This is a genomic window from Paraburkholderia sp. RCC_158, assembly GCF_041355255.1.
GTDB lineage: Bacteria > Pseudomonadota > Gammaproteobacteria > Burkholderiales > Burkholderiaceae > Paraburkholderia > Paraburkholderia graminis.
In genome coordinates this window covers 52,434-65,715 of the sequence record NZ_JBFUPM010000019.1, presented here as the reverse complement: position 1 = coordinate 65,715, position 13,282 = coordinate 52,434, and the positions used below count along the sequence as shown (strand labels likewise).

Annotated in this window: 12 protein-coding genes; 5 read left to right on the top strand and 7 right to left on the bottom strand. The window is 61.4% G+C overall.

The window, feature by feature from the left end; all coding sequences use genetic code 11:
* Positions 1-39: 39 nt before the first annotated feature.
* Complete coding sequence (locus AB6809_RS27880; protein ID WP_371027664.1) at positions 40-840, top strand: TetR/AcrR family transcriptional regulator; 801 nt, start codon at positions 40-42, stop codon at positions 838-840.
* A gap of 301 nt (positions 841-1,141) precedes the next feature.
* Here AB6809_RS27880 and AB6809_RS27875 read toward each other — a convergent pair whose 3' ends face one another.
* Positions 1,142-1,783: a TetR/AcrR family transcriptional regulator gene (locus AB6809_RS27875; protein WP_307251569.1), complete on the bottom strand. Its 642-nt coding sequence runs from the start codon at positions 1,781-1,783 to the stop codon at positions 1,142-1,144.
* Positions 1,784-2,016: 233 nt separating this feature from the next.
* Here AB6809_RS27875 and AB6809_RS27870 point away from each other — a divergent pair, with 233 nt between their 5' ends.
* Complete coding sequence (locus tag AB6809_RS27870) at positions 2,017-2,490, top strand: nuclear transport factor 2 family protein (protein ID WP_307251571.1); 474 nt, start codon at positions 2,017-2,019, stop codon at positions 2,488-2,490.
* Between the two features lie 24 nt (positions 2,491-2,514).
* On the top strand, positions 2,515-3,951 hold the full coding sequence (locus tag AB6809_RS27865; protein WP_307251573.1) for an MFS transporter: 1,437 nt from the start codon (positions 2,515-2,517) through the stop codon (positions 3,949-3,951).
* Between the two features lie 1,018 nt (positions 3,952-4,969).
* On the opposite strand, the gene AB6809_RS27860 is transcribed toward AB6809_RS27865, so the two are convergent.
* The 4 genes from AB6809_RS27860 to AB6809_RS27845 form a co-directional block, all read right to left on the bottom strand.
* Positions 4,970-5,866: a DUF72 domain-containing protein gene (locus AB6809_RS27860; protein ID WP_371027598.1), complete on the bottom strand. Its 897-nt coding sequence runs from the start codon at positions 5,864-5,866 to the stop codon at positions 4,970-4,972.
* A gap of 123 nt (positions 5,867-5,989) precedes the next feature.
* The gene (locus AB6809_RS27855) at positions 5,990-6,328 is read right to left on the bottom strand and encodes a hypothetical protein (protein ID WP_371027597.1); all 339 of its coding nucleotides are present in this window, start codon (positions 6,326-6,328) and stop codon (positions 5,990-5,992) included.
* Between the two features lie 421 nt (positions 6,329-6,749).
* Positions 6,750-6,884, bottom strand: a complete 135-nt coding sequence (locus tag AB6809_RS27850) for a hypothetical protein (protein WP_371027663.1) — start codon at positions 6,882-6,884, stop codon at positions 6,750-6,752.
* Positions 6,885-7,108: 224 nt separating this feature from the next.
* Positions 7,109-7,321, bottom strand: coding sequence for a hypothetical protein (locus AB6809_RS27845; RefSeq protein ID WP_310035676.1), 213 nt, complete (start codon positions 7,319-7,321; stop codon positions 7,109-7,111).
* A gap of 177 nt (positions 7,322-7,498) precedes the next feature.
* On the opposite strand from AB6809_RS27845, the gene AB6809_RS27840 reads away from it, so the two are divergent.
* Together AB6809_RS27840 and AB6809_RS27835 are read left to right on the top strand one after the other, a co-directional pair.
* Complete coding sequence (locus AB6809_RS27840; RefSeq protein ID WP_371027596.1) at positions 7,499-8,416, top strand: Ku protein; 918 nt, start codon at positions 7,499-7,501, stop codon at positions 8,414-8,416.
* A gap of 14 nt (positions 8,417-8,430) precedes the next feature.
* The gene (locus tag AB6809_RS27835) at positions 8,431-9,357 is read left to right on the top strand and encodes a MerR family transcriptional regulator (RefSeq protein WP_371027595.1); all 927 of its coding nucleotides are present in this window, start codon (positions 8,431-8,433) and stop codon (positions 9,355-9,357) included.
* Between the two features lie 873 nt (positions 9,358-10,230).
* Here AB6809_RS27835 and AB6809_RS27830 read toward each other — a convergent pair.
* A complete protein-coding gene (locus AB6809_RS27830; RefSeq protein WP_371027594.1) occupies positions 10,231-10,965 on the bottom strand; it encodes a hypothetical protein in 735 nt (244 codons plus the stop codon).
* A 348-nt stretch (positions 10,966-11,313) separates the two neighbouring features.
* Entirely contained in the window at positions 11,314-13,281 is a 1,968-nt protein-coding gene (gene ligD, locus AB6809_RS27825; protein WP_095423910.1) for a DNA ligase D, read from the bottom strand.
* Position 13,282: the final 1 nt, after the last annotated feature.

The window sequence follows — 13,282 nt, the reverse complement described above, 5'->3', positions numbered from 1 at the left end:
GATGGCGATATACTGACTGATCGATTGAATAGTAAGGCCATGGAGCTTGCGGAGATGAGAACACAACGCGAAAAGAAGGCGTCCGCACACGCCGGCAACGGTGCTCAGGAACCCGACCGCGCGCCGGGTACGCGCTTATCCGCGATCCTGAATGCGGCCGAGCGCGTGTTCGGCGAGCACGGCTACGCCGGAGCGAGCATGCGAAACATCGCGGACGAAGCGGGCGTCGCGCAGGCGCTCGTGCACTACCACTACGCGACCAAGGACAAGCTCTACGAGGCCGTATTCGAGCGGCGATCGTCAGCGATCAATCAACACCGTGGCAAGTTGCTCGACGACCTGTTTGCGAGCGAACGCAAGGCCACCGTCGAAGACGTGCTGACGATCGCCTTTACGCCGCTGTCGGAGATTTTTCATGGCGAGGATGCCGTGAATCTGGCGCTTTACGTGCAGCTGGTGGCGTCCGTGAGTCTAGGCAGCGACGAGCGCTCCCGGCGCATTCGTGAAACCTACTATGACCCGATTGCGGAGCGAATCATCGACGCCCTACATACGGTCGTGCCTGGCATCGCACGCGAGCAGGCGGTGTGGGCGTATCTTTTCTCTGTCGGAGCGCGGCAGCAGGCCCATGCACTCAATGGCCGGGCGATGCGACTAGGCGCACAGGACCGCGAAAAAAAGTCGACAGCGCATTATGCGGACCTCGTTCGCTTCGCGGCTGCGGGCATTCGCGCATTGGTGCGCAACGAAACAGCTCTCACAGCGTTATCGAAGGGTCCCGACGGCCGTGTCGCCAAACCCCCAAGCAACCGAAAGCCTTCGCCATCGCGTACCCACTGAGTTGCACAATGCGCCGTTCAAGCGATGCGGCTTGGTCACACGGCCGCCGGACGTTGACTCTAATTGGAAGAGCCAATTGATCCGCGGATTGATACGGACGCCTTTTCGGAGTTCGTCGAGGTTACTCGACGTACATCGAGCCACTCCGGCCGGTGGCCGCCCGGTCTTGCTGTTGGGCCAGTGCGGCTCGACGATCTGCACCAGTGCCTTGCACGCACCAAGCGCTTCACCCGGTCGAAGGAACTCGCGCTGGCCCGTTTTATTTTGTCGACAGGCAATGCTAAGCTGATCTACTTCCGAACTAAGTCTTGCCGACCTCCTTAGGCATCGGCTGGTCCACTGCGGCATCCCAGATTCCCATCGCGTCGGTCACGGCCTTCTCGATGACGGCATGCCGGACACGATCGCGGGCGAGCACAGACAATCCCTGGAAAAAGCAGTCGAGCGCGATGGACAGCGATGCCGGATCCGTGCTGCTGCGCAGTTCCCCACTCTTGATGCCCCGTACTACGCAGGCGCGGAAGCCGGCGCGCGTGCGACTGCGCACCTCACGAAGCAACTGGGTGATGGCTTCGCTGCCGGTGGAACTGGCCCCGGCAACGCCCAGCGCGACCATACAGCCTTTCGGGTGGCCGCTCTCAATCTGCATCCTTGCCGACCGGAGCAGCGCCAGGAACACGCCCTCCCGTGGCGGAAGCGACGTGTCATGGAGACTACGGGTCACCTTGCCATAAATCTCCATGTATCGCTCCAGCGCCTCCTTGTACAGCGCCTCCTTGGACTCGAAGGCCGCATAGAAGCTGGGCGCGGAGATGCCACCGCCGATCGCCGCCTTTAGCTGCGACAAAGACGTCGATTCATAGCCATGTTCCCAGAACAGGTGCATCGCCGAAATGATCGCCGCATCACGGTCGAACGTGCGTGGCCGACCCCGCTGAGTCATGAACATCTCCGTCAGTCAAAATATATATACTAATCGATACATAATCGTTGGGCAAGCCGCGCCTTACAACTTCCGGCACATGGCAGCGGGCCGTTCAAGAGAACGGTTGACACGGTCTTCCACGGCCCCGTATATTTGTACCACTCGGTATGTATATCGAAGCAGCGCGGGGTCATCACACGAGTCCCGCATTTTTTTCACTATTTATGTACCATTCGGTACGGAAATAACCAATGTCCAAAGAACTCGAAGCACGCCTTGACGCCATCGAAAGCCGCTTCGCCATCGATGCGCTGATCGCTAACTACGCCGAGGCGTTCGACACCATGAACATCGAGCTGCTGGCCACTCTCTGGCATCCCGACTCGCGACTGCTGCTGGGCGCGAACGGCAACTCCGACGGCCTGGAGGCCATCCTGGCGCAAGCACGCATCAACATGAAGCGCATGCCCCACATGCATCATTGGATGGCGAATGCCCTGATTACGGTGGACGGCGATAACGGCCACGGCCTGGTGGCGGCGGACTGTCTTTTTTACGACGTCGATCAGGGCACGCTTCAAGTGAGCGGCCAATACCGCGACGTCTATCAGCGACGCGAAGGCCGCTGGGCATTCCTGGAGCGCACCTTCACCATGCACTACGCCACGCCGCTTCAAAACTGGCACCCCATCACGGGAACTGAACGCTTCGGCCGTCCGGCCTGACACGGTCCTTGGCCGCCCAAACTTATGCATACGACAACCTCCTCCACGCGTCGATGGTCGGCGTTCGCGGTGTTGCTGGTGGGAGCATTTCTGCCTCCGCTGGACTTCTTCATCGTGAACGTCGCTCTGCCGTCCATCCAAAGCACCCTCCACACGAGCGCTGCAGAACTGCAACTCGTCATCTCCGCATACGCCGCGGCCTACGCGGTCTTCCTCATCACAGGAGGACGGTTAGGCGATCTCTTCGGCCGGCGGCGGATCTTCCTCATCGGCGTCACGGGCTTCGGACTGACATCGGTGATCTGCGGCCTCGCATCGTCACCCGTCATACTGATCCTCGGGCGTGTGCTGCAGGGCCTGAGCGCCGCCGCCATGGCGCCGCAGGGACTGGCCTCCATTCACGCCTTATTCCCAGAGAAGGAGCGCGCGCGCGCTTTGGGCCTCTACGGCGCCGCGGTGGGACTGGCCGCCGTAGCCGCGCAGGCGCTCGGGGGTGCGTTGATCTCTGCGGACATCTTTCACCTGGCGTGGCGCGTCGTCTTTCTCATCAACCTGCCCGTCGTCGTCGCCGTCCTGATTTTCGGGCTGCCGTTACTACCCGACGTCCGCGGTGACAGCCCGGCACCTGTAGACCGGATCGGGGTGCTGCTCTGCGCGCTTACGCTGGGCTTGCTCATCGTGCCCCTGGTCGAAGGGCGGGAGCTAGATTGGCCGTGGTGGGCTTGCGCAATGCTGATCGCATGTCCCGTCGCTGGCGTAGGCTTTTGCCGATATGAGGTGGGCTACGCCGGCCGAGGCGGCGTGCCCCTGATCAGCGTGGAGCTGATCCGCAGGCCTGGCCTGATGAGCGGGCTTACGGGCGTCCTCTTCTTCTACGTCGTCTCTGCTTTCTTCCTGACGTTCTCCGTCTACCTGCAGGCGGCACTTGGAATGAGCCCATTCGAGACAGGGCTGGTTTTCCTGCCGTTCGGGGTCGGCGCCTTCATCGGGCCGTTGACGACCCCGCTGGCCATCCGCCTCTTCGGCGACCGCGTTCCCGCCATCGGCATGATGCTCGAGGTCGCCGGCTGCATACTCCTCGCCGACCTCGTGGCCGGCGCGCCTGGACAGGTGCCGGCTCATTTTCCGCTCATCGGCGCGGTCGCACTCCTGGGATTCGGTCAGGGCTGGGCGCTGCCGACGCTGGTGCGCTCGGTTATCAATCGCGCACCGGCGACCGGTTCCGGGATGATCGCGGGCATCACGAATTCGGCGTTGCAAATCAGCGCAGCACTGGGTGTCTCGGTCATCGGCGGCGTCTTCTTCAGTGTCGCAGGGACTTCACCGGATCCGGCGAGCCTGGCCAGGGCACTGGTCGTCGCAATGATGTGCGTCGGCGGTAGTCTGACCGTTTCCGCCGTCCTGGCTATCGTCGCTTCAAGATCGAGCCATCATGCCGCTGCAAGGACCGTCGCTCGTTGAGCCCAGCCCGCCATCACTCGCGGCAAGGAGAACATCGATGCTCGTTCCCCCGGCATGCACGGCAATCCAATTGCGAGCCGCACCGGCCGAGCGCCGCAGGGCGTGCTCCGCGTCGATCTTGCCGGATGCAGGGCCTTGGACATGCGGGCGGAGATTGAACAGTTGGGGATCGTCGACTTTGAGATGGATGCCCGCCTGCTGACACGCTTGCGCGATCAACGTTCCAAACGGGGATGTCTTGTTTGAAAAGCACGATGGGTCCGGAAAATAGAGCGGCTAGATACATCTGTTGTTTCCCCTTGGCCCGATTCAAGGGAGTCAGTTAAGCGGCCGTTATCAGGAGTGAACGAGCTGTTCAAATGACTGCTTTGCGAGGGGGCCGACCGGCAGAAAGTGGCCGGGTTGAGGCGGTGCCTTCCGGAATTTGGCCGCCTCAGAGCGGTCATTGAGCAAGGGCGAACGAGACCTCGGCGAGCCGAACTGGACGACGACCTCGACCGGCGGCTAATGGCCGACACCGGAAGCTTGCCTTCTGAACGCGGCGGAGTTCAACACTTAACTCAGCACCTGTTCGTAACAGTTACGTTGCGTTACATTTTCCTCGGAAAAACCGCCAGGCGAAAAAAAGCCGGTCGCGGGGACCGGCTGAATGATTCTGCCCATCTTTCCGAAGGCCGTGGCAGAACCGAGAGATCGCATCGAGGATAGCTGCAACCGCCACGCCCAAACCGTCGATCAGAGGCCGGAAGCGGCGTCTTTTCTGGCCGCGGGTGACGGCCCAGTGCCGCATCGGGCTCCGGGCTGTCGATTTTACCGGCGGGGCCGGCGATCAGCCAGCAGGCAACGTCGGCCGGCGGGACAGGCGGGGATGCGCAAACCAGTCCTTCAGGTTCGGGTCCGCCAGACCGACCGGTGAAGCGTCCACGGGAAAAAGGCTTACGTCGGCTCCCGGATCGCTGACGACTTGGCCAGGTTTGCCCGGTGTCGGGTCACGGTAAGAGGTAGCGCGCCCGTCGGCTCACATTCCAATGTCGTCGAGCAGCCGTGTCATCGTTGCCGCATTGCGCTGCGCGACGTCGCGATAGCAGTTGTTGAACAGGACATGCGTACGCGCTGCCCGTAGCGCGATGTGTGCGATCGGAGGCGCAAGCTCACGCAATTCAGAATCACTGTATTCATAGTTGAACCGCTCGGCCGCGGATTCGGCGCCGCTCCACGTCGACGCATTGCGGCCATGCAGACGCACGATCGCCAGCTCGGGCGAGGTCGCCTCCCATACCGTATGCGCGCGCTTCGTCACTCCCTCGGGCGCATCAACGATGACATGCACGATCCCTCGCTCCCGCTCCATTGCCAGCGTCGATTCCCGGTGCTTCTCGCCCAGCCAGCTTTCGTTGCGGAACTCAAACGCCGTCAGAAACGGGTGCATGCGCTCGGCACAGTGTTCAACATGCTCCCTCGCTTTCGGAGCCGCGGTGATCCAGTGAGGAAACTGGAAAAGTACTGAGCCTAGCTTGCCGGCAGCATGTAGCGGCTGCAGCGCCTCAAAAAAGCGGGCCCACAGTTCATCCAGCACCGCCGACGGTATGTCCTTGTAGTAGAGGTTTTTCTTGCCCGTGTCTGGCAAGTTGGCCTGCAAATCCTTCGGGAAGAATCGCGGCTCGGTCTGGTGGCCGGTGAACAGCCGGAAGGCCTTCACATCGAACACGAACCCTGGGGGCGTGCGCTCAACCCAAAGGGCGCTGTTGCTCGCGCTCGGCATCGCGTAGTACGAGGAATCGACTTCGACCAGGGGGAACACGCTTGCGTAATACCGAAGGCGGGCTTCCGCGCTGTTGCAGCCGGGAGGATAAAAGGCGCCCGACTCGATCAGCGTCTTGTCAGTCCAGGAAGCGGTGCCCACCAAGATCGACATGCCAGTCTCCATTGAGGATCGGGGCGATCATTCTGCCACCGGCTATGCATAGACGCGGCAGCGCGAACGCCCGCCACTTACGTTTGCCTGACCTTCCAGGGGGCGCGTCGCCTTTGCACCCCGTTATGGCTTTTTCCCCCACCATGAACGTTTTCCAGTTTCCGGCGGCGTCGTACCGGGTCCGGAAGACGGCCCGGATGCGTCACGATCGTTTTCAGTGGTGAGCGCAAGATGGCTCTTGAGGAATGGCGAACGGCCGGCAAGAATGAGCAGGATCATGCCGCCCAGTCGACGTGCAAAATCATCGTCGAGCCGGTTATCAAAGTCTTCGAGCGGCACATCGACGCTGGTGCTTTTGTCGATGGCTGCGGCGACCAGGTCCTGCGGCACGTGGTGGTACGAAATCGTCTTTGCTTCCTCATCGAATAGCGTGATGACGCATGTCTTGCGCTTCGCTTCCATCAGTACCCCCTGCACTGTTGATACCGCTCAAACGCCCGCTGCGAGCAGGCCAGAAAATACGCGGGATTCTTATACATGGCCCTCGCCGCATTGCACGTTTCCATGTCGAGTTCATACTGCGTATGACACTCGGCCTCATCGTCCTCGCTCACGCCTCGCGCGGCCAGCTCCACCGCATCCCCGCTACTTGCCGCGTTGCTGGCAAAGGCCAGTGGCGGCGACTGCTTCAGCCCGCTCCCCGCTGACCTGGAGATTGTGCTCGGCGCCGCGGTCGAAGCTTCCGGGCTAGGCGCATACACATGGGCCGTGGCCCGCTGCACGACAGGGTCTGCCGGCGAGCCGTCCATCGACATTGACATTGTGCTTTGCGAAGCGATGAGCCGCGGCAATGGGTTGCATCGGCATAGACAGAGATCATCGCTCAGTGCGGTTTGCCTGCCATCGGGACCTGCCTTTGGCCAGCGGGGCCGTCACACAGAATCTTGCCAGTGCTGTGGCACGCGGGGCAGCTCACCGCGTCGCCTTCAAACGCGAGAGGCAAGCCATCACAGTGCATGACGGCCGAGCCTTCGGCCACCGTGCCGCCTGCGGTGGTCCTGTCGCCTTTGCGTATGTAGTAACGCGTGACCATGCGCGCCTCCTTTTGACCGGACGAAATCGCATGGTACGACCGCAATCGGCATTCGCAAAGGGCGACGCCAATCGACTTCCCGCTTGCGGCAAAGGGGACCGTCAGGACTTCGCGGCCCAGGCAGGCCTCCAGGACGTTCCATAGCCTCGCTATTTGTCGCCGCTGCCGAGTTCGGTGTGCTTGTGCGAATGCGTCGCGCCGTGGATCAGTTCATAGTGCGCGCCCTTGCCCGAGCGCGTCGGCGGGAAATGCTCACCTTCGACGCACGTCACCTCGAATTCCGGCCCGTCGCCGCCCTCTTTCACTACTTTGTAGATCCCGGACGTCTTAACGATTTCGCCTGGCTTATGCTGGTCTGCCATTTGTGCCTCTCCATGTTGTTGGACCGTCCGTCCTGTCGAGCAAGTGGCGCGCCCGACTTCAGCAGGAACGCCATCTGCTGAAAGTGGCCACCGCCGGCGCACAGACGAGTGCTAATCTATTTGCATCGGCCCAGGGCCTCAAGCGCCCCGCTTTCTTCTGTTGATCAGGAGACGCTCATGGCTGCCCGTTCGATTGCATCGCTCTCACTTTCGTTTGGACTGGTGTCCATCCCTGTGCGCCTGTATTCGGCGACGTCAGCGTCTGAGAGCATCAGCTTCAACCTGCTCGCGCCTGATGGCTCGCGCGTCCAGCAGCAATACGTCTCCAAGGCCACAGGAAAGGTGGTAGAGCGCAACGAGATGCAGAAAGGCTACGAGTTCGAAAAGGACAAGTTCGTCGTGTTCACCAAGGACGAACTGAAAGCGCTCGAGGAAAGCCCCAGTCACATCGTTGAGATTCTGGCCTTCCTGCCCGACCGGTCCATCGACCCCGTTTATTACGACAAGGCTTACTTCGTCGCGCCCGACAAACGGGGCGGCAAGCCGTACTGCCTGCTCAGGAAGGCCCTTCTGGCGAGCGGACGATGTGCACTTGCCTCCTGGAACTGGAAGGCAAAGACCCATATGGTCCAGGTGCGGGCAACCGACGACGGCCTTATCCTCCAGCAACTGCTTTGGGGCGATGCTGTTCGCTCGCTCAAAGACCTGGACATCGAGGACGCGCCCGTCACTGAAAATGAATTGCAACTTGCCCTCAAGTTCATCGAGCAGGGCGAAACCGAGCGCTATGATCCCGAACAGTACGAGGACAAGGAGAAGCAGCGCGTGCTCGCAGCGATAGACGCCAAGATCGAGGGCAAGCAGATTGTGACGCCGCACGGAGAGGCGGCCGCCGACGGCGGGCAGGTGATCGATCTGATGGAAGCGTTGCGCGCCAGTCTCGCAAGAAATGCGAAGCGCAGCCCGTCGCCTGGCCGGACGAAGCCCGCAGTCCCGGTTTCTGAACTGCCCGCGAAACAACGTAAGACAGTCAAGCGGGCCGAGAAGGCCGAGGAACCCGTCGCGGCGCCCGCCAGGACCCGGGCACGGCGGTGAGGGGCCGTTCGACCGTGCACACCTTTTCGCTGCGGGAAGTGCAATCGCTTCTCGGGGTCTCGCGGCGCGCCCTGCGCATCCTCATTGACGCCGGCTTCTTGCGGCCCTCACGCGGCGCGCGCAACGATCTGCGCTTTACCTTTCGGGATGTCGTCCTGCTCCGCACTGCGTTGAAACTGCGCGGATCGCGGATACCGCCTCGCAAAGTCCTGAAGGCGCTCTCACGTATCAAGGATCAGTTGCCCGATGCCGCGCCCCTGTCCGGCGTGCGCATTACGGCAGTTGGCGACGCGGTGGCCGTGACGACGGGGGACGCGCAGTGGGACGCCGTGTCGGGTCAGCTGCTGCTGGACTTCGAGATCGCGGACGTGAAAGGCGACGTGACGTTTCTCGACAATGCGCCGGCCACCCTGAGTGCGCGGCGAAAACAGGCGGAAGACTGGTATTCGCTTGCCGAGCAGTTGCAGGCGACCGACGCCGTCGGCGCAGAGGCCGCGTACCGCAAAGCGATCGAGCTTTCGCCGGAGCCTGACTTCCACGCCTACAACAATCTCGGCGCCCTGCTGGCGGGCGATCGCAACCGCTGCGCGCACGCCCTGGAAGTGTTCGACGAAGCGCTGCAACATTTCGCAGATGCGGAACTGCTGCACGCCAACCGCGCGGTGCTGCTGGAAGAAGCCGGGCGACTCGAAGACGCCGCCGGCAGCTATTTGCGTTGCGTCGAAATCAACGGAAAGAACGACCAGGCCGCGCTGAACCACGCTGTTCTGCTGGAGGAACTGGGGCGGGTTGAGGAGGCTGTGGCGGCCTATGCGCGCTGCCTCGAAATCAACCCGGCCAACGAAGAAGCCTTGCGCTACCTGACGCGACTTCACGAGCAGAACGGCGACTCGCAGGCCGTTATTCGCCATCTCAGCGCATGGAGGCGCTCCAATGGGTAGGCACCGCCGACACCGCGCCGCGGCCAAGCCCATCGCATCGGACGGTAACCGGCCAGGAAGGGACGTTCGACGCGGCGAGCTAAATCGATGACAATCGCCGTTTCAACACCCCCGCTACTGCGAATCAGTTTATGTCCCGCCCACCTCGTCCGCCCGACCTGATTGTGAACTTCTCCCTAACAGAGCATCGATCAGACGGTTCGTTGAAGGAGGTCGTTTCAGGCTATCGTCCGATCTACAAGGTGCGCACTGACTACTGGTCATCTGCACACCACGAATTCGTGGACGCCACTGGCGTCTGCACCGGGCAGCAATGTGAGGCGGAGGTTTGGCTATTATCGCCTGGAGCATACCCACACACGTTTTGGCTCGGTCGACGCGTTGAAGTAGTTGAGGGTTCGAGAGTTGTAGGCGTTGCAGACGTCCTGAAAATAGTCAATCCGCTGCTCGAATTGAGCGCAGATAGCTGAGTGCTTGGGTGCCGAGAGGCACGCTCCCCAAACGGCTTCAGTTGACCGCATCGGGCACCAGTCGGCCAAGAACGGTTATTCGACACGGGGCCGTGAATCGCGCACAATCGACCGGCCGATTCCCACTACATCGCACAAGTCATGAAGCAGCGTGTACGGATAAAACTCGTCCAAAGACGACAAGTAGAGTGCCGGGCGGCCCGCAAGCCAGCGGGAACGAAAGGATATTTGGAAGGTGACTACGGGTCTCGACTTGCCGTTATCTACTCTCAGCACAAAGAGCTGTTCAAGCGACTAGACGACGCGTGAGCATGAGGCGTAACGGATGGGCCGCGTTCCGGCTCGTCAACACAGCATCAGTACGCTGTACGACCGTGCGGAAGAACGTTGAGACAACGGCAGCCTATGGCGAAGCACTCGGCATCGATAGGCGCACAGCAAACGCCTTCGACGCGGTGTCGATTACCTCCTGGTAGTACTCTTTGATTGGTCTTGGGGCCTGCTTATCCCGCGCACCTGGATGAAATGTCCTAAAACACTCGATGCCATTTGACTGGAAGTGCCACAGCGCCTTTGGCTCAACCTTCACATTCTGACGGGTCGGCAGGACAGCTTTCAGAGCACAATCGTACGCGTGGCCGGTACCGAAGATGATTAGGTCTGGCTTAAGCAGCTCGATCTCAACCTGGACGGCCGCCACCGAGAAATTGAATAAATGCGCGGAATGATCAATCGAGGTTCGAGAGAAGCCGCGCTTCGGGCGGTACCAGTCCATCTTCATTAGATTGTTCCAGCAAACAGCCGCTCGATCGCCTCGTGCGAACGCATTAGCGAACCGCTTCCACTGCCGCAACAACTCACTACGACCTGTACCACGGGAGTGTTGACTCTCGTAGCGAGCTTTCGCGATCTCGATCCTGTCAGAACGTTCGTAGAAGGCTCCCAGCTTGCCACACCAACCGTTAGTTTCCTTCCCGATGAACATCACGCGGACGGGCGCATCGAGGTAAGCCTGAGATACGCTAAGGAGAAACGGCGCCGACAGCTCGCGAAAATGTTGAATAAAGCCGGGCTTTGCCACGGCAAGCGCATCTGCATAGTAAGAATCCAAGACCGCTTGTACGTCGCGTTTAAGCATGGTTTTTCACCGGATACTTTGCCATGGCGCGGCGGACCAGCCTTTGCCGTCAGCTCTAGATTTCGCGGCAATTGTGGCATAAGTGGATCGGATGTCGGCTGATCCACGGTTGTCCGCTTTGGATTTCCTCGACTGTCTCCTGAGATGCAGCGCGTAAAAACCGTGAAGCCGGACGTCGTTGCTACGGACTGAGATTCCAGCATAGCTGCTCTGGTGGAGTGCCCGTTGAGCGTCCGTTCTGAGGTAAATCGACCGTCCCTTGTGGGTCGCTGTGAGCCCGTCGGCCGTCTGTGTTGCCCGATGCTCGGCGTCGGAGGACCTCGCCAGGTCCGTCGCGGCCCCGCGCAGTTAATCCATACCCACCGCCCGCCGCATTGTCGCGGTGACGCCCTGCCGGGTCTGCCAGTAGCCGTGCCACGGGTCAGCTCTCAGCGACCGTTGACGCTCAACGGCCTTACGCATCGTCCATTCATCGCCGCGCGTCACCTGCTTCAGTTCGTCCCACGAGAACGGCATCGACACGCCCATCCCTGACCGGGCCCGCACTGAGAAGGCGGCAACCGTGCTCGCCCCGCGACTGTTGCGCAGGTAGTCGATAAAGATTTTGCCCACGCGGTTTTTCGGCCCGAGCACTGCCGAGAATCGTTGCGGCACGACCTTGGCCATGTGCCTCGCAACCGCGTGTGCGAAGGCCTTGGTCTCGTTCCATCCCTGCCGGCGCGTCAGTGGCACAACGATGTGAAAGCCTTTACCGCCGCTCGTCTTCGGAAAGGAGCGCAGGCCGATCTCGTCAAGCACAACCTTCAGAAGCTCGGCGGCTTCCAGCATCGCGGTCCAAGGCAGCGCCGGGTCCGGATCAAGGTCGAAGATGATGCGATCGGGGCGCTCGAGATCCGGCGCCACGGCGTTCCATGTGTGGAGCTCAACGACCGACATCTGCGCGAGGCCCACCAGCGCTTCGGGCGTATTAGCGACGAGTAGCGGCGGATGACGCGGATGCAGTTCAGCCGGCAGCTCTTCGATGCCGGGAATGCTCGCTCGCTCGCTGTGTTTCTGGAAAAAAAGCTCGCCCTGTATGCCGTCTGGCGCCCGCACAAGTGCAAGGGGGCGGTTGTGTAGATGCGGCAGCGCCCACTCCGCGATGGCCGCGTAGTACTCGACCAGCTCCCTCTTCGTATGGCCGGTGACTTCGTCCATCACTCGTTGCGCATTCGTGATACGAAGCCCAGCGATCTTGAGACTTCCCTTCGGCCCCGGCACCTCGCGAGTCGAGCCGGCGTCGACTTCCACTGGCTCACCGCCTTCAATCGGCACCATGGCCTCTTCGGTCACTGTGGCCGCTGGCTTATCATCGCGGACCGCATGAAACACGGAGTGCCGGACTTCGCCGCCCGGGGTCCATTCAAGGAACGAACATTCAACGACGATCGACGGTTTAAGCCAAAGATAATCGCGTTCTTTTTCAGGCTTGGGAGGGTTGTAAAATGGCGCGCTGTCGCTGCGCACTGCGTTGGCTCGGGCGACGAACGCGGTGGCCGCGCGGGATGAGAAATACGGCCTTACGCCACCGGCGTAGCGCAGCGAGCCATCCTTCTCGTGCACGCCGAGCAGCAGCGAATGCACACCCGAGCGCGCGCCCCTTGCGCGCGTGAAGCCGCCGACGACAAATTCCTGGCGAAGGTAGCACTTGATTTTCACCCAGGTTGCTGACCGCCCGGAACGGTACGGCGCGTCTCCGCGCTTGCCAATGATGCCCTCAAGCTTCATCTTGCAAGCCGATGCGACGAGCGAGACCGGGTCCTGCGGAAAGTCTTCGGAGAATCGGATAGCGTCGGACGTGTGTTGCGCCATCAGCTCCCTCAACAGCGCTCTGCGCGTTCGCAGCGGCTGCTCGCGAAGGTCGGTTCCGTTGAGCCAAAGCAGGTCGAACACGAACATGACGATCTCTGCGGTGCTGCGCCGGTCGAAGGCGTTCTGCAACGCATTGAAGTCTGGCTGACCGCTTGAATCGAGCACGACAGCCTCGCCGTCGAGCCACGCGTCATCGACCTGCAGCGCATTGCAGGCATCCGCGAGACGCGGCATTCGCTCAGTCCAGTCATGGCCATTGCGGGTGAAGATCGTCGCGACGCCTCCCTCAATACGGGTCATCACGCGATAACCGTCGAACTTGATTTCGTAGGACCAGTCGCCGCCCTTCGGCGGACGGTCCACCAGTGTCGCCAGTTGCGGCTGTATCAACGCCGGCGGTCCACCTTCGCTTTGATCCGCTCGCGCGGCGACACGTGCAGGATTAGCCCGGCTCCAGCGCCCCATG